Below are 21353 nucleotides of genomic sequence, written 5' to 3'. Positions count from 1 at the left end.
TGAAGAGTGATGAGGAATGGCACCATTACCCCTTAAATATTCATAGATGAATGAAATGCGCAAAAATGATGATATCTATGTTGTTTTAAACTCAGTGCAAGCAGAGATTGGTATTTTTTCGTCAGCACAGAAGAAGAAATAATTCATAGATTTGCTTTTTTCTGGCAAAAGACTAATATCTATGAATGCCTCGTCAAAACACATCGCCTTCCGACTACCCGCAAGCCGTCCTGCAGCAGATCGAAAAGCTGGCGCAGAACATTGCCATCGCCCGTAAGCGGCGAGGAGAGTCGCAGGCGCAATGGGCAAAACGCCTGGGCATTTCACAGCCCACGATGGCCCGCATCGAACGGGGTGACCCGTCGGTCGCGATGGCCTCCTATGTGATGTGCATGTGGCTGATCAATCCCAAAGCGGAGCTCGGCGAGTTGATCGCGCCACAGAACGACCATGCGGCGCTGGAGAAAGAAGTGGCGAAAGCCCGTGCAAAGCGCAAGCCCGCAGCTCCGCGCGTGGCCGTATCCCCAGCAATATCAGCACAAGCGCCGATAGATCCAAGTTCAATGCGCGCGTTGCGCGAGCATCCAGCTCTTCAACTCAGTGCCGCCGTGAAGAAAATGCCCGCTGGACAGCTTGCGGCTGCGGCTCAAAAGCTCTCGCCCAACCCGTTAACGAAAGCTCTTTCTCCCAGCTTCCAGGCTTTGATGTCGTTCTATGACTCACCCAACGGGCGGCACCTCAAAGCAATCAGCGATGCAGCCCCAGGACTTGCCGCGCTCATGGCCAAGAAGCCTCCCCAAAAGCCATGACCGCCGACGCCTTCCCCTACGTCTCAGCACGTAGCTATGTGCCGCAAGACCAGCTCTATGTCTGGGCTCTGGTCAACCCGGCAGCGCCCACCTTGGCAGGCACGGTCAGCCTTTCGCAGCTGGTGGCAGATTGCGCCACATTCAGCTATGCGCCGGACTGGTGGAACTTTGCGCTCAGCCAAGACCTGCCCTTGGTACAAGGCCAACTTTTCAGCAATGACGAAAAACACACGGCGCCTGGCGCCATTGACGACGCGCGGCCTGACCGCTGGGGCGAGCGCATCATCCGCCATATCGACCGGCCTGCACGCCTGTCGATTCTGGAGATGCTGCTTTTTGCGGGAGATGACCGTTTTGGCGCGCTGGGCATTTCCACTTCTGCCGAGCACTATCTGCCGCGCTACATTGGGCCCTACCCACAGCTGAAGGACTTGGCGCAACTCGCTGCCGCTGTGGAAGATGTGCAGACCCAGGCCCCAATCACCCCCGAGGTACAGCGGCTGATCCAACCCGGCGTCACCTTGGGCGGCGCACGGCCCAAGGCCTTGCTACAAACAGACAACGGCCCCTGCGTCATCAAGTTCAGCGAGTTGGATGACCCTGTGGATACCCCGTTGATTGAACACGCGACGATGACGCTGGCCGCGCAGGCCGGGCTGTACACCGCCCAAACCGCCGTGCTGCCACTGCCCCCCCGCTATAGCAAGGCGCGGCACGCGCTCACCATTGCGCGTTTTGACCGCATCGGTCCCTTCCGCGTGCACTGCCAATCCGCCCACACCGCCTTGCGCGCTGCGGGGCTGGAGCTGAGCTACAGTGATCTGGCAAGCATCCTGCTGCGCCTGGGCCACCCGGAGCGGCAGGCGGCCATGCGTGAGGAGCTGTTCAAGCGCATGGTCTTCAACATCCTCATGGACAACACCGACGACCATGAGCGCAACCACAGCATCAGCCTCAATCTGGAGGACGGCTATTACGACCTCAGCCCCGCCTACGACGTGGTGCCCAGCCTCCAGAACCTGGGCTACCAGGCCCTCAGCGTGGGCACCATGGGGTCCGAATCCAGCCTCGACAACGCCCTCACGCAGATCAATGAATACGGGATCAAAAGGCCCCGCGCCATCGCACTGGTACAGCAGGTAGCTTCTGCTGTTGACCAATGGGCCGCGCACTTCAAAGCGCTGGGTGTCAGCCCTGTGGATATGGAGCAGCTCGCCGCCAGCATCGACCGCGACGCGCTCCGACTACAAAGACAGGCCTATCTTTAAGGCCTGCTGGGTCAGCCTCACCTGTTGAGCAATACCGGCCCGACCCTCGAAAATCTGCCTATCTTTCAGGCAGATCAATGCCCATCCACCACCACCGGCACGCGCGGCGCTACCGCGCACATCAGCTCGTAGCCCACCGTGCCAGCGGCCTGGGCCACTTCGTCGATGGAGAGCACGCTGCCATTGGCGGCGCGGCCCCAGAGGGTGACCTCGCTGCCCCAGCCCGCTTGGGGGATGTCCGTGAGGTCGACGGTGAGCATGTCCATGCTGACCCGGCCGATCAGGCGCGCGCGCTGGCCGTCAACCAGCACGGGGGTGCCGTTGCCGCAGTGGCGCGGGTAGCCGTCGGCATAGCCGCAGGCGACGACGCCGATGCGCATGGGCTTGTCGGCAGTGAAGTGGGAGCCATAGCCGACGGTATCGCCCGGCTGCAGCTCCTGCACGCCGATGACCTTGGCGGACAAGCTCATCGTGGGCTGCAGACCCCAGTCGTCCGCGGTTTGCAGCGGGTAATCGGGCGCGCTGCCGTAGAGCAGGATGCCGCCGCGCACCCAGTCGCCGCGCTGGCTTGCCGACATATCGGGGTTGCGCAGCATGGCGGCGCTGTTGCAGATGCTGCGCTCGCCGGGCAGGTCCAAGGTGGTCTGGTTGAACAGCGCCATGGCCGCGCCGATGCCCTTGGCGGTGTCGGCATCGCTGAAATGGGTGATGAACGAGATCTCGTCCACCTGGGTCAGCGCATTGAGGCGGGCCCAGGCGGAGCGGTAGCGCTCGGCGGTGAAGCCCAGGCGGTTCATGCCGGAGTTCATCTTCAAAAACACGCGGTGGGGCTGCTGGGTCTTGTGGGCCGCCAGCCAGTCGATCTGCTGGTCGCAGTGCACCGTGTGCCAGAGGTTGAGGCGCGAACACAGCTCCAGGTCACGGGCATCGAAAACGCCTTCGAGTAGCAGGATGGGGCCGCGCCAGCCCAGATCGCGGATGCGCTGGGCTTCGGAGGGCTCCAGCAGCGCAAAACCATCGGCGGCGCGCATGCCGTCAAACACCTGCTCGATACCATGCCCGTAAGCGTTTGCTTTCACCACACACCAGAGCTTGGCGTCTTGCGCCGCCTGTCGGGCGCGTGCCAGGTTATGTTGCAAAGCAGCAGTGTGAATGGTGGCTAGAATGGGACGCGGCATGGCGAATGAATACTCACAACAAGATTATGAAAACCCCTAGTATTCTGGCACCGTGCTTTCGCCCCTGCGTGCTATAACCTCGACTCCCTACACGCAGCTTACAAATTTCTCGCGCCATTAGCATCCCTTATTAGCCTCCCCAACGAATGAAGCGCGGTTTCTACACCATCATGTCGGCGCAGTTTTTCAGCTCGCTGGCCGACAACGCCCTGTTTGTGGTTGCGGTCGATCTGCTGATCAATGCAGGGGCTGCCGAGTGGCAACGCGCTGCCCTGGTGCCCATGTTCGCGCTGTTCTACGTGATCCTGGCACCGTTTGTGGGCGCCTTTGCCGATGCCTACCCCAAGGGGCAGGTGATGTTCATCAGCAATGCCATCAAGGTGATCGGCTGCCTGCTGATGCTGTTTGGCCACCACCCGCTGCTCGCCTACGCCGTTGTTGGCCTGGGCGCCGCCGCCTACTCCCCCGCCAAGTACGGCATCCTCACCGAGCTGCTGCCGGCCAGCCAGCTGGTGCGGGCCAATGGCTGGATCGAGGGGCTGACGATCACTTCGATCATTTTGGGCGTGCTGCTGGGCGGCCAGCTGGTGGGTCCCCAGGTCTCGGGCTGGTTGCTGTCCATCGATCTGCCACTGATCACGACCGCCATCAACACCCCTTCCGAGGCGGCGATCTGCGTGATCGGCCTGCTCTACGCGGGTGCTGCCTGGTTCAACACCCGCATTCCCCGCACCAATACCAAGCTGGTGCCGCTGCGCCAGGATCTTGAGCGCAGCATGTTCTCCAACATCATGGATCTGCTGCCCGACTTCTGGCGCTGCAACCACCGCCTCTGGCGCGACAAACTCGGCCAGATTTCGCTGTCCACCACCACCTTGTTCTGGGGCGTCTCGGGCAACCTGCGCTACATCGTGCTGGCCTGGAGCGCGGTGGCGCTGGGCTACAGCACCACCAAGGCCTCGGCCCTGGTCGGCGTGGTGGCCATTGGCACAGCGGTCGGCGCCATACTGGCCTCCATGCGCATGAAGCTCGATGGCGCCACGCGCGTGATCCCGCTGGGCATTGCGATGGGCCTCTTGGTGGTGGGCATGAACTTTATCCACAGCATCTGGCTGGCGGTGCCTTTTCTGATTCTGCTGGGGGGCCTGGGCGGCTTTTTGGTGGTGCCGATGAACGCACTGCTGCAGCATCGGGGCCACAACCTGATGGGCTCGGGCCGCTCGATTGCCGTGCAGAACTTCAACGAACAGGCCTGCATCCTGGGCCTGGGCGTCGTCTACAGCATGTTCACCCGCTTTGGCATGTCGGCCTATGGCGCCATCACCTGCTTTGGCCTGCTGGTGGCGGGCATCATGTGGTGCATCCTGCTGTGGCACCGGCATAATTGCAAGCAGCATCCGCAGGAAGTCAAACGGCTGCTGGACATTGCCCGCCACGACCACCACTGAGCCACCGCACAGTGACCTAGGCGCAGGTTCTGCCAGCCACCCTGCGGCGCGCCCTCCCCTCAAAATAGAAAGCTGACAGCGCCTGTGCACCCCAGGCGCTGCTCCCCGTTGCCCCATGCTCACCGCGCTGCCCTTTTTAGCCCTGATGACCAATGCCCTGATCTGGGGCACGATCTGGTGGCCATTCCGCCAGTTGCAGGCGATGGGGGTGCACCCGGTGCTGGGCACAGCCCTGGTCTACCTGATCCTGTTTTGCGGGCTGCTGCTGGTCAAGCCCACGGCGGCGGCCATTGCCCGGCGCCACCCCATGCTGCTGCTGCTGGCCTTCACCTCGGGCAGCACCAATGTGCTGTTCAACTGGGCCGCCACCACCGGCGATGTGGTGCGCGTGGTGCTGCTGTTCTATCTAATGCCCGCCTGGTCGGTGCTGCTGGCCTGGTACTTTTTGGGCGAACGACCCAACAAGTACTCCATCTTGCGCCTGGTGCTGGCCTTCAGCGGCGTGCTGATCGTGATGATTCCGGCCGGTGCCACCTGGCAGAGCCTGACGGCCAACCTCTCGCTGCCCGACGCGCTGGCCATTGTGGGCGGCTTCACCTTTGCCGGCACCAATGTGGTGTTGCGCAGCCAGTACCGGGTGCCGGGCGAGGCGCGCATGCTGGCCATGTTCTTTGGCGGGCTGGTTGCCGCCGGCGCCATGTCGGTGCTGGGCATCTACCTGGGCCGCATGCCGGCCATCCCTGCCATCGCCTGGAGCTGGCCGCTGATGGTGCTGGTCGTGGCGCTGCTGATCATGGTGAGCAACTGGACCTTGCAATACGGCGCCTCGCGCCTGGCCGCCACCACGGCTGCCGTGGTGATGCTGTCCGAGGTGGTGTTTGCCAGCGCCTCGAACGTGATGATCGAAGGCGCCGTGCTCTCGGGCCGCCTGCTGCTGGGCGGCGCGCTGGTGCTGTCGGCCTCGCTGATTGCGGCGATTGAATCACGCCTGCCTTGAGCGGCTGTTTTAAGATAGCCGCCATGCCCCAGCCCCAACACACGCTCCAGGATTTCGTTCTCCACGACGCCAGCGCCAAGCCCCTGCCGCTGTCGCGCTACGCCGGCCAGGTGGTGTTGGTCGTCAACACCGCCACCGCCTGCGGTTTTACGCCGCAGCTCCAGGGGCTGGAAGCCCTGCAGCAGCAGTACGGCCCCCAAGGCCTGCAGGTGCTGGGCCTGCCTTGCAACCAGTTTGGTGCGCAGGCATCGGGCAGCAATGCCGAGATTGCGCAGTTTTGCGAGTTGCACTACCAGACGAGCTTCCCCAGCCTGGCCAAGGTGGAGGTAAACGGCCCGCACAGCGACCCGCTGTTTACCTGGCTCAAGGCGCAGGCACCGGGCCTGCTGGGCGGGCGCATTCTGTGGAACTTCACCAAGTTTCTGGTGGCGCGTGATGGCACAACGGTGCAGCGCTTTGCGCCGATGACCAAGCCGGCCAAGTTGCAAGCGGCCATTGAAAAGGCCCTGGCCGGCAGCGCTTAGTCGAGCAGCGCAGCCTCCAGCCCGGCCGCAATGCTGACCAGGCCGGCAATCACGCACACTACGCCCCAAAACTTGCGCAGCCAGCGGCGCTGGCTGTTGGGGGTAGGGGTATCGGGCTTCATGGATCGCTCCTTGCGCAGATGGATGCCATCCGCAGGTGTCAGAGGCTCAGTGTATGCAGGCGCAGCGCGGCCAGCAAGCCAGCCCATAAAAAAAGCTGTCCACGCTTTTGGCGCGTGGGCAGCTTTTTGGTTTCCGCCTGAATGCTCAGGCTGTTTGGCTTATTCGGCGGCAGCCGCGCTGTCGTCCGCCTTGGCGGGGGCTTCCTCGGTTTCGGCCTCCACGTCAGCGGCTTCAGGTGCTGCGGCTGCAGCAGGTGCAGGCCGGGCGGCAATGGCCTTGACCTGCGCGGCACGGTGCAGATGGCGCTCGACAGCCGCCGGGTGCATGCCGTACATGTCGGCAAACTCGGCCACGCTCTTGCCGCTGGCGGCATGGGCGGTGGCCAGCGCTTCGGCCTTGGCGTCGAACTCGGCAACTTCCTGCATGGCTTCGGCCAGCAGCGCCTGGGTGGCTTCGTCCTTGACCTGGACCTTGGCCAGGAAGTCATCGCGGCTCAGGTCGGAGCCGATGTAGGCCATGCCGATACGGCGGCGCAGCTTGAGCTGCAGGTCTTCGCCATCACGGGGCTTGCGGCGGCGGAAGGACTCCACCAGCGCATGGAACACGTGCTCAGGCGCCATCGCCTCGACCACCTGGCCTTGCAGGTCGTGGCGGGACTGGCCCATGGCCACGGCGTTCAGGTAGCGGGTCGAGCGGGTATGCAGGCCCAGGGCCACCTTCAGCTCATTCTTCTCGAAGGCATCGGGGTGGGCGGCCATCAGGTCCTGGAACACGCCGCGCTTGAGTGGCAGGGGCTGGTCGCCAAACAGCGCGGGGTACAGGCCCGCGAGCTTCTCCACCACCGGGTGGCGGGGGCGGGGAGGTGCCTTGGGCGCTTGGGGCGCACTTTGGCCGCCATCGCGGCGGGGGCCACGGCCACCCGCTGCCGGGCCTTCACGGCGTGCACCGCTGCCGGGCTTGTTGCTGCGGCGGGGGGCTTGGCCCGTGCGTGCCGGGCGCTCGGCGCGTTCCTGGCGTTGCACAGGTGCAGCGTCCGATTCAGCAGGCGCGGGGGCGGGAGCCACTTCCAGCGCATGGCCCTTGGTGGCCGCGCGCAGCGCATCGGCCATGGCCGAGTTCAGCACCGGCGCTTTGCCTGCCGGGCGCTCGGAGCGCTCCTGCTTGGGCTGGCGACGCGTATCACCGCCCGCTGCGGGCGCAGCCGGAGCCGGCGCTGGTGCCGGTGCGGAAGCATCAGAAGAGGTGGGGAGGGTCGGTTCGGTCATAAACAAGGGCTGGCGCAGAAAAAAGTGCAGACCCGCCAAGAGCAGCTGCACCGGTAAAAAGCAAAACGCCCTGGATTACCCAAGGCAAGACTGCAAGTATAACGAATCAAGCCCATCACCAAGTAAGCAGCTGCACACCGCAGGAGGGCTTTCTAGGGATCCTCTGCATAAGCCTCGCCAAGCGGGATGGACGCGGATCGGGATGAGACGTAAGGCGTCTTTTGCAGTCAATAGCTGTAGCTATTGACAAGGAAGACAACGCAGCGGATCGCCCGAGCCCGCGTTCAGACCACGGCAGGGAGTTTTGCAGAGGGTCCTTAGGGGACGGGGACGCCCCGTTGGCAATGTCGCTTGCGTGCTCAATAGGTTCCCGGGTACTCGCCCCCGTCGATCAGCCAGCTCTGCCCGGTCACATAGCCGCTGTGCTGCGAGGCGAGATACGCGATCAGCGCACCGACTTCTTCGGGCCGGCCAAAGCGGCCTGCGGGGTTGGCGGCCTCGCGGCTCTGGCGCACCTGGGCTGCCGATTGGCCGCTTTGCTGGGCCAGCTTATGGATATGGCGGGCCTGGGCATCGGTATCAAACGCGCCGGGCAGCACATTGTTGATGGTGACGTTGTGGCGCACCGTCTGGCGCGCCAGCCCCGCCACAAAGCCCACCAGGCCCGAGCGTGCGCCATTGGACAGCCCCAGCTCGGCATGCGCGGCCTTGACGCTGCGCGAGACGATATTGATGATGCGCCCGTAGCCGCGCTGCTGCATGCCATCGACCACGCGGCGCATCATGTCGATGGGGCCGACCATCATCATGTCCAGGGCCTCGTGCCAGGTCTCGTCCGTCCAGTCGCGGAAGTCGCCGGGCGGGTAGCCGTCGGAGTTGTTCACCAGAATGTCCGGCTCGGGGCAGGCGGCCAGTGCGGCCTCGCGCCCCGCCTTTTTGGTGATGTCGGCCACCACATAGCGCACCGTGCGGCCGCATTCGGCAGTCAAAGCCTGCGCTGCTGCCTGCAAGCTGCTTTCGGTGCGCGCGGCAATCACCACCTTGGCCCCTTCCAGCGCCAGCTGGCGCGCTGCGGCATAGCCCATGCCCTTGCTGCCGCCCCAGACCAGCGCGGCCTTGCCTGTCAATCCCAAATCCATGGTCTTATTCCTTAGGCTTATTCGCTCAGCTCCGCCACGGCGGCCGCTTCGTTTTGAAAGATAAAGCAGTCGCTGTAGATCTTGTCCAGCGCCGCACCCGACAGCGCCATCAGCGCCTTGGCGTCCGCAATCATAGAGGGCGAGCCGCAGAGGTAGATCGAATGCTCGGACAGGTCCTCAAAGTCTTCGGCAATGGCGTCCTGCACATAGCCGCGCCGGCCAGTCCAGCGGTCCGATGGGCGCGAGAGTACCGGCACAAACGTGAATTCGTACAGCTGCCCGGCCCAGGCCGCGATCTCAGCCAGCAGGTACAGATCGGCCTCGCTGCGCATGCCCCAGTAAAAGTGGATGGGCGGGCAATCGGCATCGCCCAGCAGCGATTCAAGAATGGCCTTGATCGGCGCAAAGCCGGTGCCGGTGGCGGCAAACACCATCGGCTGGTAATCCTGCGCGCGGTAGTAAAAACTGCCGTGGGGCAGCTCCACCTCCAGCGCATCGCCCACCGCCATTGTTGCCAGCAGGCCCTCGGTAAAGCGCCCACCGGCAATCTTGCGGATCTGCAGGCTGATGCGCCGGCCCTGCGGCGGCGTGGCCATCGAAAAACTGCGGTGCTCGCCGCCGGGCAGGCAGATGTTCAGGTACTGGCCCGGCGCGTAGTGCAGGCCATGGTCCTCGGGCAGGTCGAGGGCCAGGTGGTAGATATCGGGCGTGTGCAGGCGCAGCTCGGCCACGGTGGCCTGCACCCGGGTGGGCGGCGAGCAGGCCGGGCCGGTCGCGATGCTGATGACCAGATCCGACTGTGCCCGGGCCTGACAGGCCAGCGCATAGCCCTGGGCATGCTCCTCTTCGCCCATGGCCAACGGCAGCTCACCATCAGCATAGGCAAAGTCGCCCTCTTCGACCTTCATGCGGCAACTGCCACAGCCGCCAAAAGTGCAGTCATGGGGCAGTGCCACGCCCTGGCGTGTGGCGGCGTCGAGCACCGACTCATCGGCACCCACCTCAAACGATTGCTGCGTCTGCAGCCACTGTACGCGGTAGTTCATCGCAGGCCTCGTGCTCTCTTGCGCTTGGTGTGTCTGTCGCTGGCGGGCTTTATTTTTTGATGTCGGCTTGCACCAGCACCTCGGCCGTGGCGCCCAGGTGGTCTTTCAGCGCCTGCAAGGCGGCCACGCCGCAGGCGGTGTCCTGCTCCCCATTGCCACCCGACAGGCCCACGCCACCAATCACCTCGCCGTTGACGACGATGGGGTAGCCGCCCACAAACACGGCAAACTTGCCCTCAAAGCTCCACTGGATGCCAAAGGCCTCGTTGCCCGGCAGCGCAGGCCCATTGGGCAAGGTGTTGAACAAGTGGGTGGAGCGCTTGTGCCCGGCTGCCGTGAAGGCCTTGTTCCAGGCAATCTGCGGGCCGGTGACCCGCGCGCCATCCATGCGTTCAAGCACCAGCGGAAAGCCGCCTTCGTCGGTGATGCAAACCGTCTCGGTCACGCCAATCTCCTTGGCCTTGGCCAGGGCGGCCAGGGACATCACACGGGCTTCTGCCAGTTCCAGTTTCAATGCGCTTTTCATCGTGTTTCCTCTTCAAGTCGGGGGGTTCAGATACCGCGGTAGACGGTCTTGATCTGGGTAAAAAATTCCAGCCCGGCGCGGCCGGACTCGCGGAAGGTGGAGGTGCTGGAGTTCTTCAGCCCGCCAAAGGGGGCGTTGACCAGGTTGCCGGTGGTCGTGCGGTTGATCTTGACGGTGCCCGCCTGGATCTCGTTGGTGAACACATGCATGTAGCGCGGGTTCATCGTGACGATGCTGGCCGACAGGCCGTACTGCGAGTCGTTGGCCTGGCGCAGTGCATCGTCAAAATCCGCCACTTCGATGATCGCCAGCACCGGGCCAAAGATCTCTTCCTGCGCAATGCGCATGCTGTTTTTGACATCGGTAAACACCGCTGGCGACAGGTAGTAACCGTGGTCGAATTCACCGCCGGTGAGACGCTCGCCACCGCAGAGCCATCGCGCCTCGCGCTTGCCAATGGCGATGTAGTTCAACACCGTCTGCAGCTGTTTCTCGGTCGCCAAGGGGCCCAGGTCCATGCCCGGGGTCATGCCGTTGCCGATCTTGAGCTGGGCCACACGCGCCAGCAGCTTGTCGGTAAACGCCGCCTTGACGCTGGGCACCACCAGGATGCGGCTGGTGCCCGTGCAGGCCTGGCCCGTGAGCGAGAAACCGCCTTTGACTGCCAGGTCCACCGCCGTGTCCAGGTCGGCGTCTTCCATCACGATCAACGGGTTCTTGCCGCCCAGCTCCATCTGCAGCCGGGTGGAGAGGTGCACGGTGCGGTGGATCTGGGTGCCTGCCGTGGTAGAGCCCGTGAACGAGATGGCGCGGATGGCCTGCGAATTGGTGATCACCGGCCCCACCTCGCCAGCGCGGCCGGTGACGCAGTTGACCACGCCCGCTGGCACGCCGGCTTTCTCCAGCGCTTCGACCAGGCGCAGGCCGGACAGCGGCGCATCCGAGGAGGGCTTGAACACCACCGTGTTGCCGGTGATGAGCGCTGGTGCCAGCTTGCGCGCCGGGATGGAGGCGGGGAAGTTCCAGGGCGAGATCACGGTCACCACGCCCAGCGGCTCGCGGTGGCTGAACACATGCATATTGGCGTCGTCCTGCGGGTAGGTCTCACCGCCCAGGGTCTGGCCTTCGGTGGCGTAAAAGCGCAGGGTCTGCGCGCTGCGCAAAAATTCGTCGCGGGCCTGGCTCAGCTGCTTGCCTTCCTCGCGGGTCAGCTCCTGGGCAAACTGCTCCACGTTCTTTTCCAGGTAGCTGGCCGCATCGTTGAGGATCTTGGCGCGCTTGCCAATGGCCAGCTTGCGCCAGCCCTCAAAGGCCTTCTGCGCGGCCTGCACCGCCGCCTCGGCATCGGCCGGGCCTGAGGCCTGAAAACGCCCCAGCACATCACGGGTATCGGCGGGGTTGAGGTTGTCAAAGGTGCGGCCCAACAAGCAGGGCACCCAGGCGCCGTCGATATAGTTCAGAAACGTTTGCACGGTGTCAGCCATGGTGGAGAGGTCTTGGAGAGGTGGGGGATCGGAAACAGCGGCAGGCGCCAAGGGCCTGCCACTGTCCTGCGCTAGGGGGTGCAGCAAGGCTCAGGCTGCCAGCAGCTCTTCCTGCGAGATCTGCAGGTCCTTGGCGACGTAGTCGTGGTAGAGCGCCGTGGTGTAGAGCAGGCGCATCTGGGCACCGATCTCGCAGATGCGCAGGCATTTGGCTTGCAGCTCGGGCGTGTTGGCATGCTCCAGCACGATCTGGTAGCCGCGCTCGCCATGGATTTCGTCCGAGACGATGTGCAGGTCAAAGAACTCGACCTCTTCGTCGGTAAAGCCGTACTTGTCACGCAAGGTGGGCGTCTGCTTGCGGTAGATCGACGGCACCTGCGACTCCAGCCCCACGACCAGGCCGGCCACCGCCACCACCGGGTCTTCGCGCATCGCAATCGCATAGCACCAGGACTGCAGGCCGCGCGTGGTGGGCGACATATTGTTCGGATCCACCACCCGGGCACGCGTGGTGCCACAGGCCTCGGCAAAGCGGATCAGCAGATCGGTATGGCGGTCGCCGCCGATCTCTTCCTCATACATATTGGCCAGCAAAAAGTCCTTGGCCTCGGTCATATGGTCAGGGGTGCGGGCATAGAGGTAGCCCAGGTAGTCGGCAAACGGGCCCACATAGTGGTAGTGGTTCTCAGCCCAGCGCGCCAGGTGCTCACGGCTCAAACGGCCCGTGGCCCAGGCCACGCTGAAAGGGGCCTTGTTGGCGCTCTTGCCCTTGATGGCATTTTCAAGCGCAGCGCGGAAGTCGTCGCGGTTCATCAATGTGCTGGTCATGGCGGGTTCCTCTGAAGATGTTGGGGTCGTCGCCAAGTCATAACTAGCCAAGCGACAGAATTAGAATACTGTATACAGAATACGAGGTCAATGTTTTCACACCCCATTCCAACTCAGTGCTTACCCCTAGCCCCATCAAATCGCAAACACCATCCTGGCCGCTCAAGAGTCACAGGCTCCTGATATTCCTCAATATCTATGCGCTGCAACCCAAGCCAAACTCCCTCATCCTCACGTTATCCCTAGTACATCCACAACATCCAGTTGTATACAGTATACGTAATTGCAATGCGGAGGAACCCATGCCCCAGATCACCTTTCACAAGAATGGCCAGACCTTCCAAGGCGAGGTCAAGACCGGCGCCAACCTGGTGGTGCGCGCGGGGATCAAGCAGTTCCCCTTTCCTCACCTGGCCTACCAATGCGGCATGGGCAAATGCGCCACCTGCGCCTGCAAGGTGCTGGCGGGGGCCGAGCACCTGCCGGCACCCAACTGGAAAGAGAAAAAGCAGCTGGGCACGCACCTGGACGAAGGCTTTCGCCTGGTGTGCCAGCTCTGGCCCGAGCATGACCTGGAGCTGGCGCAAGTGCCGCTGCCCGCCAGCACCGCCCACACGGCCAGCGCTGCAGGCACCACGCCCGCCACCCCCGCTGCATAAGGAAAGCCCATGTTCGTAGTTTTGACCAGCAAGCCCGGCCAGTACCACACGCAGCCCAACGCCGATATCCGCCTGCTAGAAGCCTGGGACTACCACTTTTGCGGTCGCCTGCTCGCCCGGTTTGCGGTGGGTGAGCTGCTGCGCGAGACCAAGGTGCAGGTGATCGAGGAAGGCCCCGGCGGCACCACCAACCAGGTGCCCTCCAAGTTTCTGGAGCGTTTTGCATCGCTGGAGCAAGCCCGCAGCGAGCTGCAGCACCTGTGCCAGTTCGGCGCGCTGGATTCCACCTTGACAGCAGCGCCCCTCAGCGCACCACCCGCCGCCTGATTGCCCCTTTATGCCCACCATCACCTTTGTCAGCAACGACAACAAAACCGTCGAGGCCCCGGAAAACAGCAACCTGCTGCGCGTCTCGCTGCGCGAGAAAGGGGGCATCCCTTTCAAATGCGGCGGCGGCCTGTGCGGCACCTGCAAATGCCGCATTGAGGAAGGCCTGGCCCACACCGATGCCATCAAGGCCAAGGAGCGCAAGCATTTCAGCGAGGAAGAGTTCGCCGCCGGCCACCGCCTGGCCTGCCAGACCTTTGTCAACGGCGACATCAAGGTCAGCTGGCTCCCCCGCCCATGATGGCCTGGACCGCACTCACCGAGCACTTGGCCTGGGGCCGCTACCTGGCCATGGGGCTGATGGTGCTGACCGGCGCGGCCATGCAGGGCGTGGGCGGCCTGGGCTATGCGATGTTTTGCGCGCCGCTGGCGGCGATCTTTTTTCCCGAGCTGGTGCCCGGCCCGCTACTGGCCGTGGGCGCGCCGCTGGCCTTGCTGGCCTATCTGCGCGAGCGCGATGCGCTCAACCGCCAGGTCGCTGCCGCAACCTTGGTGGGCCGCGTCATCGGCACCTTTGCCGCCACCGGCCTGCTGGTGCTGTTCAGCACCCATGCGCTGTCCATTCTGTTTGCCGTGCTGATCTTGGCCGCCGTCTGCCTCAGCACCCTGGGCTGGCGGGTGGCCCCCAGCACCACCAACCTGTCGATTGCCGGCGTGGCCAGCGGCATCATGGGCACCATCACCGCCGCAGGTGGCCCGCCGTTTGCGATTGCGATGCAGCACCTGGCACCAGCCACCATGCGCTCCACCTTAGGCGTGGTGTTCTTTGCCGGCACCATCGTCTCGCTCAGTGCCCTTGCCTGGGTGGGCCGCATGGGCAGCGGGCAGTGGCTGCTCAGTCTGGTGCTGCTGCCCTGGATGCTGGGGGGCTTTCTGGCCTCCAACCGCCTGGCCCGCCATATCTCCAAAGCCACCATCCGCCGCTGGCTGCTGGGCACCGCCGCCGTCAGCGCCTGCATCATCCTGCTGCGCGTCTGGCTCTGATTTCCAACCTCACCCCACCACACCCCATGCTGCACATCACCGATGCCATGGTGGACACCCTGGTGTCCACCGACCAAGCCCTGCAAGCCATGCGCGAGGCCTTTGCCGCCTTTGGCGCGGGCGAAGCGGCCATGCAAGCGCGCGAGCGCACCGATGCCGGCGGCGTCAAGCTCTCCACGCTGGGGGCCGTCATCCCCGCGCAGGGGGTGACTGGCGCCAAGGTCTACACCACTATTGCCGGCCAGTTCAACTTTGTCATCCTGCTGTTTTCCACCGCCACCGGCGCGCCGCTGGCCACCTTGGATGCCAATGCCATCACGCGCCTGCGCACCGCTGCCACCACGGTGCTGGTAGCAAAGCACCTGGCGCCGGCCAATGCACGCCATCTTTTTCTGTGCGGCGCTGGCGTGCAGGGCCTGGCCCATGCGCAGCAGTTGGTGCAGCACTTCGGGCTGCAGCGCATCGATGTGTTTGACCCCTATGCGCACGAAGGGCTGGAAGCGCGCCTGGCGCAGCTGACCGGCCTGCCCGCAGCGCAGATCCGCCGGGTGGCGCACACCCAGGGCGTGGGCGAGGCGGACATCATCGTCACCGCCTCACGCGCCAAGGAGCCACTGTTCAACGGCGAGCATGTAGCACCCCATGCTTTTGTGGCCGCCATTGGCTCCAGCCTGCCCCATACCCGCGAGTTGGACGATGCCCTGCTGGCGCGCGCCCAGCTGATTGCGGTGGAATGGAAAAAGCAGGCGACCAGCGAAGCAGGCGACCTGGTGCTGGCCGACCCCGGCCTGTCGCTGGCCGGCAAGCTGGTGGAGCTGGGGGATATCGTCAGCGGCCGGTATACCGTCAGCCCGCAGCCGGGCATCCGGCTGTACAAGGCCGTGGGGGTGGGGCTGGAAGATATTGCGCTGGCAGGGGTGGCTTACCAGAACCAGCTGGCGCGCAAGGCCTGAACGAGCGCATCCGGGCGATGCGCCCGGCTGGGGAAGTGCCGCGCGAAAAGCGGGAGCCCAGCGCTCAGGGCTCGATGCCGGCCGCGTTGTAGATATGGCGCGCGGCCAGCAGGCCGGCCAATTCAGGATCGCCCTTGATCACCGCACGCAGGATGGCGGCATGCTCTTCCCAGTTCTGGGGCGCACGCGCCTGGCTGCGCGGTGCAAACAGCACCTCGGTGCGGTCGCGCAAGGACAGCATCACCTCTTGCAGCACCGAGTTGGCGGCGATCTTGCCCAGCGCCAGGTGGAACTTCTGGTTGAGCACGGCCAGCACATCGCCATCGCCGGTGTGGGCGTTCTTGGTGCCTTCGGCCAGCAAGGCCTCCAGCGCAGCGATCTGCTCGGGGTCGTGGCGCTTGGCGGCCAGGCGGGCATTGAGGGCCTCCAAGGTGGCGCGCACCTCGACCAGCTCGCGCAGCAAGTCGCCGTGGAACTTGGCGACCGAGGCACCGCGCCGTGGCTCAATGATCACCAGGCCGCTGGAAGCGAGCTGGCGCAAGGCCTCGCGCACGGGCATGCGCGATACCGAAAACTCCTCGGACAGACGCTCTTCGACCAGCCGCTCGCCGGATGCGAGCTCGCCAGACATGATCTTCTCGCGCAAGGCCTCCACCAGCTGCTGGGTCAGCGGCGAGTGGTTCAGTCCTGTTTTTTTGTCTCCGTTGGCAATGGGCATGAAAGTCGATCCGTTCGGTACGTTGCTTGCCCCGGGCGCTGTGTCGACAACCAAAGAGCCGCCCAAGGTCGCACCAGTTTACATGCCCGGCAAAGGTTTACAGCCTCTGGGCCTTGCCTTGTATACAAAAATCTGAAGACTCAGCGCTCAGCGGCCAGCACGGCGGATCTCAGCCAGCGAGCGCGTGTCTTGCATCGCCTGGGCCCACAGGCGCCCCGGGGACATCTCGGCCAGGCGCTGGGCCTGCCAGCGCACAAAAGCGTTCTCTATCGACGAAAGCCAGCCCAGCGACGCGGGCAACAGGGCTTGGCGGGGCTTGCGCAAGGCCAGCAGATCCGCCTCTTGGGCGGCAACGGTTTGGATCAGCGTGTTTTTCATGGAATAGCTCCTGGATAACCTAGTAATTACCCTAGTGTATCCAGTGTACAAAACAAGGGTTTTGATCTGGATCCATAACCCTTCGCTATCCAAGCCTTTGTTTAGCCTCGAAATTCAGAAAAATTCTCAAGCTGTCGCACCGCTGAAATGCACTAAAACAAGCTAGCCAGTTGGCTTGTATCGGCACAACCACCCGTATTTTTGTATACGAAAAAGCTGTTTTCCTCAATTTAACCCGGATCAATCACATGTTGCAATGCAATATTTCTGGTATTCCCTGATGGTTTTTTCATTTATTGTATTTAGTATACAAATTGGCTGTTTAATCATACCAAGGAGTAGCCACGATGGATCCGTCAGTCTCTATAGGCCCAGCGCACTGGGCCTACCTTGCCGGGGTGCTGGTCATCATTCTGACCATGGCCTTCCGTGCCAATGTGGTGGTGCCATCGATACTGGCCACCGTCGTCGTCGCCTTCGCCTGGAGCGGCAGCGCCATCACCGGGATAGGAAGCATATTCAGTGCCAGCATGGTGGCGGCCAAGGAGCTGTTCAACATCTTCCTGATCATTGCGCTGATGACGGCCCTGCTCAATGCGCTCAAGGACCTGGGCTCGGACATCCGCATGGTCAAGCCCTTTCGCGCGGTGATGAAAAACGGCCATGTGGCCTATTTCATTCTGGCGCTGGTCACCTACCTGATCTCGCTGTTTTTCTGGCCCACCCCCGCCGTTCCACTGGTAGCGGCCGTGCTGCTGCCCGCAGCCATTGCGGCGGGCCTGCCGCCCATCGCGGGTGCCATGGCGATTGCGATTGCCGGCCAGGGCATGGCGCTGTCGTCGGACTATGTGATCGGTGTGGCGCCGGGCATCAGCGCCAAGGCCGCTGGCGGCATCAGTGCCGTGGCGGTGGCCGACAAGGCGCTGCTGCTGTCCTGGGTGGTCGGCATGATTGCGCTGTTCCTGTCGTACTTCAAGGTGCGCAAGCTCATCGTGCCCAGCGACAACGCGCTGCTGGAGCGCTGGGAGCTGAACCCCGTGGGCATCAACGCACAGATCGAGGGCGCAGGCGCCTTTGACAAGGCCGAGATCGCCAAGGGCACGGCCCATGACAGCGACCTGGGCACCAACTCCGAGCTGGAAGCCGAGCTGCGCAAAACCCAGCCGCTGGCATCGGCCTCCAAGCTGTTTGCCGTCGTCACGCCGCTGGCCTTTTTGGTGGTGATTTTGGTGATGGTGGCGCCCAAGTTCACCACCGCCGTGCCCGAACTCAAAGGCGGCGATGCCGCCATGCTGATTGGCGGCGTCGCGGCACTGCTGATGATCTGGGCCACCACGGCCGCTCGGGGCTTTCGCAAGATGCTCGATGGCGCCGCCGACCATGTCACCGATGGCTTTGTCTTCGCCTTCAAGGCCATGGGCGCGGTGCTGCCGATTGCCGGCTTCTTTTTCATCGGCTCGCACGAGACCGCCGGCCCCATCCTGGGCATTGCCGCCGGCCAGCCCGTGCCTGACCTGCTGTTCGAGCTGGTCAAGGCCAGCCAGCACCTGATTCCCGACAGCCAGCTGCTGGTGTCGTTTGGTGTGCTGCTGATGGGCATGATCACCGGCATCGACGGCTCCGGCTTTGCCGGCCTGCCGCTGACCGGCACCTTGTCGGGCGCGCTGGGCCCGGCCTCGGGCATGGATGTGTCGGCCCTGGCCGCGCTGGGCCAAATGGGCGCGGTGTGGACGGGCGGCGGCACCTTGATCGCCTGGTCCTCGCTGATAGCCGTCGCAGGCTTTGCCCGGGTCAATGTGCTGGAGCTGGCCCGGGCCTTGTTGGTACCGGTGGTGCTGGGCCTGATTGCCGCCGTCTTCACCGCCGTGGCGCTGTGGGGCAGCTGATATGCAGCAGACAAATGCCTTGGGCGTGCTGGGCCAGGGGGCCATGGTGGCCACCGGCCACCCCTTGGCGGCGGCCGCTGCGCAGGCCCAGCTGCAGCAAGGGGGTTCCGCCGTCGATGCCGCCATTGCCGCTGATGCCGTGCTGGGTGTGGTTGAGCCCATGGCCACTGGCGTGGGCGGCGACCTGCTGGCCATGCTGGTGCCGCCAGGCCGGGCACCGCTGGCCTACAACGGCACGGGCCGCGCGCCCCAAGGCTTGACGGCCACGCTGGTCGAGGCCCTGCCCCAGCACCGCATCCCCGAGCGCCACCCGCTGTCCGTCACCACCCCCGGTGTCGTGCAAGGCTGGTGGGATCTGCACCAGCGCTTTGGCAAGCGGCCCTGGGCACAGCTGTTTGATGCCGCCGTGCAAGCCGCCGGCCAGGGCTTTGCCGTGGCCCCGGTTGCTGCGCGCGAGTGGGCGCTGTTCCAGCCGGTGATTGCCCGCAATGCCGCCAGCGCTGCCCTGTACCGCGCCGATGCCCCACCCCGCGCTGGCGAGCGCTTTGACAACCCGGCGCTGGCCCGCTTGCTGCAGGCCGTGGCCGCGAAGGGGCCACAGGCCTTTTATGCCGGCGCCATCCCTGCCGCCTGTGCGGCTGCGGTGCAGGCAGCGGGTGGCGTGTTGGGCACCGCCGATTTCAGCGCCCACCGGGGCGACTTCTGCACGCCGGTGAGCACGCCATTTCGCGGTGCCACCATCTACGAATGCCCGCCCAACACCCATGGCGTGGCTGTGCTGCACGCGCTGGCCGCCATGCAAGACCAGGCCATCGACATGGCCAGCGCTGCCACCCAGGTGGCCCTGGTGCAGGCCATGGAAGCGGCCATGGCCCATGCCCAGCAAACCGTGGCCGACCCAGCCGGCAACACCGTCTGCACCACCGTGGTGGATGCCGACGGCCTGGCCATCAGCCTGATGAGCAGCGTGTTCAAGCGCTTTGGCTCGGGCATCGGCGTGGCCGAGGGCGGCTTTGTGCTGCAAAACCGGGGCCATGGCTTTTCGCAGCCCGGCCATATCAATGGGCCGGCGCCAGGCAAACGCCCCTACCACACGGTGGTGCCGGGCGCGGCGACGCGCGATGGCCAATTCCTTGCTGTGTTTGGCGTGGTCGGCGGCGCCATGCAGCCCCAAGGCCAGGTGCAGCTGCTATGCCGCATGCTGGCAGGCGGCGAGGCACCGCAGGCGGCACTGGACCAGCCGCGCTGGCGCCTGGAAGGCGGCCGGGTGCTGGCGGTGGAAGCCGGCATGCCGCCCGCGATTACCGCCGCGCTGCGGGCCCAGGGCTACCGCGAGCCCAGTGGCGAAGGTGAGCTGGGCGGGCGCAGCGACTTCGGCGGCGCGCAGTGGATTTGGCGCCTGCCCAATGGCCAGCTGCGTGGCGCCTCCGACAAGCGCAAGGACGGCCTGGCACTCGCCGTCTAAACAGCGTCAATGTCAGCGCTGGGGCTTTTGCGGCGCCAGCGCCTCGTCCACCACCTCAATCCAGTGGCGCACCGGCACATCGGTGCCCGATTGCAAATGCGAGATGCAGCCGATATTGGCCGACAGAATGGCGGCGGGCCGCGCATCGCTGCAGGCCTGGTTCAAGGTGCCAATCTTGCGGTCGCGCAGCTGGTGCGCAATCTCGGGCTGCAGCAGCGAATAGGTGCCGGCCGAGCCGCAGCACAGGTGCGATTCCACCCGCGAGACGCGGATGTCAAAGCCCAGGCGGCGCAGGCTGGTCTCCACCCCGCCGCGCAGCTTTTGGCCATGCTGCAAGGTGCAGGGTGGGTGGTAGGCCAAGGGGGCTTCAGGCAAGTTCAGCTGGCCTTGCAGGCGCTGCTCCAACTCGGGCAGCATGTCAGGCAGCAGCTCGCACAGATCGCGCGCCAATGCGCTAATGGCAGCGGCGCGCGCGGCATAGGCGCTGTCATGGCGCAGCAGATGGCCGTAGTCCTTGACCATCACGCCGCAGCCCGAGGCCGTGGTCACAATGGCCTCGACCTGCTGGCTCTCCACATGGGGCCACCAGGCATCGATATTGGCCCGCGCCTGCGCCAGCGCGCCTTGCGGGTCGCTCAGGTGCTGCTGCACCGCGCCGCAGCAGGCGGCGGCCGGCGCAACCAAGGTCTGGATGCCCACGGCATCGAGCACCCGGGCAGCGGCCGCATTGATGTTGGGCAGCATGACCGGCTGCACGCAACCAGCCAGCATCAGCACCTTGCGATCATGGGTGCGCGTCGGCCATTTGCCGGCACGCGGCGCGCGGGCCAGCTTGGCCTTGATGGCGGCAGGCAGCACCGGGCGGGCCAGCCGCCCCAGCGCCAGCGCCGGGCCAAAAGCCTTGGACACCATGCCCTTGCGCAGCGCCCAGCGCTGCAGGCGCTCTGCCACTGGGCGCTCCACCTTCTGGTCGACGATATGGCGGCCAATATCCAGCAGCTTGCCGTATTGCACGCCGCTGGGGCAGGTCGATTCGCAGTTGCGGCAAGTCAGGCAGCGGTCCAGATGGGTCTGGGTCTTGCGCGTGGGCGCCTGGCCTTCGAGCACCTGCTTGATCAGGTAGATGCGCCCGCGCGGGCCGTCCAGCTCATCGCCCAGCAGCTGGTAGGTGGGGCAGGTGGCGGTGCAAAAGCCGCAGTGCACGCATTTGCGCAAGATGGCCTCGGCCTCCTGGCCTTCGGGGGTGTCTTTGAATTCGGGGGCTAATTGGGTTTGCATGGTGCAGGGG

General features: G+C 64.6%; 23 protein-coding genes. 12 read left to right on the top strand and 11 right to left on the bottom strand.

Features of this window, described 5'->3' with window-relative positions; all coding sequences use genetic code 11:
- Nucleotides 1-185: 185 nt before the first annotated feature.
- Together M2375_RS12415 and M2375_RS12410 are read left to right on the top strand one after the other, a co-directional pair.
- Nucleotides 186-809, top strand: coding sequence for a helix-turn-helix transcriptional regulator (locus tag M2375_RS12415; RefSeq protein ID WP_259167356.1), 624 nt, complete (start codon nt 186-188; stop codon nt 807-809).
- Nucleotides 806-2077 carry a type II toxin-antitoxin system HipA family toxin gene (locus tag M2375_RS12410; RefSeq protein ID WP_259167353.1) on the top strand — a complete coding sequence of 424 codons (1272 nt, stop codon included), beginning with the start codon at nt 806-808 and terminating at the stop codon, nt 2075-2077. The genes M2375_RS12415 and M2375_RS12410 overlap by 4 nt, the downstream gene beginning before the upstream one ends.
- A 74-nt stretch (nt 2078-2151) precedes the next feature.
- On the opposite strand, the gene alr is transcribed toward M2375_RS12410, so the two are convergent.
- Nucleotides 2152-3255 (bottom strand): alanine racemase, encoded by a 1104-nt coding sequence (gene alr / locus M2375_RS12405; RefSeq protein ID WP_259167347.1) that lies wholly within the window; start codon nt 3253-3255, stop codon nt 2152-2154.
- 146 nt (nt 3256-3401) lie between these two features.
- On the opposite strand from alr, the gene lplT reads away from it, so the two are divergent.
- From lplT to M2375_RS12390, 3 genes are all read left to right on the top strand, one after another.
- On the top strand, nt 3402-4703 hold the full coding sequence (lplT, locus tag M2375_RS12400; RefSeq protein WP_259167343.1) for a lysophospholipid transporter LplT: 1302 nt from the start codon (nt 3402-3404) through the stop codon (nt 4701-4703).
- 115 nt (nt 4704-4818) lie between these two features.
- Nucleotides 4819-5700, top strand: a complete 882-nt coding sequence (locus M2375_RS12395) for a DMT family transporter (RefSeq protein ID WP_259167324.1) — start codon at nt 4819-4821, stop codon at nt 5698-5700.
- Nucleotides 5701-5723: 23 nt separating this feature from the next.
- Nucleotides 5724-6224 carry a glutathione peroxidase gene (locus tag M2375_RS12390; RefSeq protein WP_259167323.1) on the top strand — a complete coding sequence of 167 codons (501 nt, stop codon included), beginning with the start codon at nt 5724-5726 and terminating at the stop codon, nt 6222-6224.
- Here M2375_RS12390 and M2375_RS12385 read toward each other — a convergent pair.
- The 7 genes from M2375_RS12385 to M2375_RS12355 all read right to left on the bottom strand — a co-directional run bounded on the left by M2375_RS12385 (nt 6221) and on the right by M2375_RS12355 (nt 12635).
- Nucleotides 6221-6346, bottom strand: a complete 126-nt coding sequence (locus M2375_RS12385) for a hypothetical protein (RefSeq protein ID WP_259167322.1) — start codon at nt 6344-6346, stop codon at nt 6221-6223. The two genes, M2375_RS12390 and M2375_RS12385, sit on opposite strands and share 4 nt — an antisense overlap.
- 159 nt (nt 6347-6505) lie before the next feature.
- Complete coding sequence (locus tag M2375_RS12380; protein ID WP_259167320.1) at nt 6506-7612, bottom strand: ProQ/FINO family protein; 1107 nt, start codon at nt 7610-7612, stop codon at nt 6506-6508.
- A gap of 359 nt (nt 7613-7971) precedes the next feature.
- On the bottom strand, nt 7972-8751 hold the full coding sequence (locus tag M2375_RS12375; protein ID WP_259167297.1) for an SDR family oxidoreductase: 780 nt from the start codon (nt 8749-8751) through the stop codon (nt 7972-7974).
- A 17-nt stretch (nt 8752-8768) separates the two neighbouring features.
- On the bottom strand, nt 8769-9797 hold the full coding sequence (locus M2375_RS12370) for a 2Fe-2S iron-sulfur cluster-binding protein (RefSeq protein ID WP_259167296.1): 1029 nt from the start codon (nt 9795-9797) through the stop codon (nt 8769-8771).
- A 49-nt stretch (nt 9798-9846) separates the two neighbouring features.
- Nucleotides 9847-10323: a heme-binding protein gene (locus M2375_RS12365; protein ID WP_259167288.1), complete on the bottom strand. Its 477-nt coding sequence runs from the start codon at nt 10321-10323 to the stop codon at nt 9847-9849.
- A 26-nt stretch (nt 10324-10349) separates the two neighbouring features.
- Nucleotides 10350-11807 carry an aldehyde dehydrogenase family protein gene (locus M2375_RS12360; RefSeq protein ID WP_259167284.1) on the bottom strand — a complete coding sequence of 486 codons (1458 nt, stop codon included), beginning with the start codon at nt 11805-11807 and terminating at the stop codon, nt 10350-10352.
- A gap of 90 nt (nt 11808-11897) precedes the next feature.
- Nucleotides 11898-12635 carry a TenA family transcriptional regulator gene (locus M2375_RS12355; RefSeq protein WP_259167276.1) on the bottom strand — a complete coding sequence of 246 codons (738 nt, stop codon included), beginning with the start codon at nt 12633-12635 and terminating at the stop codon, nt 11898-11900.
- Between the two features lie 302 nt (nt 12636-12937).
- Here M2375_RS12355 and M2375_RS12350 point away from each other — a divergent pair, with 302 nt between their 5' ends.
- Genes M2375_RS12350 through M2375_RS12330 form a run of 5 tightly spaced genes read left to right on the top strand, consistent with a single transcriptional unit; the run spans nt 12938 to nt 15618 of the window.
- Nucleotides 12938-13294: a (2Fe-2S)-binding protein gene (locus M2375_RS12350; protein WP_259167272.1), complete on the top strand. Its 357-nt coding sequence runs from the start codon at nt 12938-12940 to the stop codon at nt 13292-13294.
- 9 nt (nt 13295-13303) lie between these two features.
- Nucleotides 13304-13621, top strand: a complete 318-nt coding sequence (locus M2375_RS12345) for a ferredoxin (protein WP_259167270.1) — start codon at nt 13304-13306, stop codon at nt 13619-13621.
- A gap of 10 nt (nt 13622-13631) precedes the next feature.
- Nucleotides 13632-13922: a 2Fe-2S iron-sulfur cluster binding domain-containing protein gene (locus tag M2375_RS12340; RefSeq protein WP_259167268.1), complete on the top strand. Its 291-nt coding sequence runs from the start codon at nt 13632-13634 to the stop codon at nt 13920-13922.
- A complete protein-coding gene (locus M2375_RS12335) occupies nt 13919-14665 on the top strand; it encodes a sulfite exporter TauE/SafE family protein (RefSeq protein ID WP_259167266.1) in 747 nt (248 codons plus the stop codon). The genes M2375_RS12340 and M2375_RS12335 overlap by 4 nt, the downstream gene beginning before the upstream one ends.
- 26 nt (nt 14666-14691) lie before the next feature.
- On the top strand, nt 14692-15618 hold the full coding sequence (locus M2375_RS12330; protein WP_259167264.1) for an ornithine cyclodeaminase family protein: 927 nt from the start codon (nt 14692-14694) through the stop codon (nt 15616-15618).
- 64 nt (nt 15619-15682) lie between these two features.
- Here M2375_RS12330 and M2375_RS12325 read toward each other — a convergent pair whose 3' ends face one another.
- Nucleotides 15683-16336 (bottom strand): GntR family transcriptional regulator, encoded by a 654-nt coding sequence (locus M2375_RS12325; protein WP_259167251.1) that lies wholly within the window; start codon nt 16334-16336, stop codon nt 15683-15685.
- Between the two features lie 147 nt (nt 16337-16483).
- On the bottom strand, nt 16484-16714 hold the full coding sequence (locus M2375_RS12320; RefSeq protein WP_259167249.1) for a hypothetical protein: 231 nt from the start codon (nt 16712-16714) through the stop codon (nt 16484-16486).
- Nucleotides 16715-17061: 347 nt separating this feature from the next.
- On the opposite strand from M2375_RS12320, the gene M2375_RS12315 reads away from it, so the two are divergent.
- Both M2375_RS12315 and M2375_RS12310 read left to right on the top strand, forming a co-directional pair.
- Entirely contained in the window at nt 17062-18600 is a 1539-nt protein-coding gene (locus M2375_RS12315) for a hypothetical protein (protein ID WP_259167240.1), read from the top strand.
- A 1-nt stretch (nt 18601) separates the two neighbouring features.
- A complete protein-coding gene (locus tag M2375_RS12310) occupies nt 18602-20065 on the top strand; it encodes a gamma-glutamyltransferase family protein (RefSeq protein ID WP_259167237.1) in 1464 nt (487 codons plus the stop codon).
- Between the two features lie 12 nt (nt 20066-20077).
- On the opposite strand, the gene glcF is transcribed toward M2375_RS12310, so the two are convergent.
- Nucleotides 20078-21343, bottom strand: a complete 1266-nt coding sequence (glcF, locus tag M2375_RS12305; protein ID WP_259167232.1) for a glycolate oxidase subunit GlcF — start codon at nt 21341-21343, stop codon at nt 20078-20080.
- Nucleotides 21344-21353: the final 10 nt, after the last annotated feature.

This window comes from Comamonas sp. BIGb0152, from assembly GCF_024809975.1.
GTDB lineage: Bacteria > Pseudomonadota > Gammaproteobacteria > Burkholderiales > Burkholderiaceae_C > Comamonas.
The sequence above is the reverse complement of the archived record's forward strand: the minus strand, read 5'-3'. Positions and strand labels throughout refer to the sequence as shown.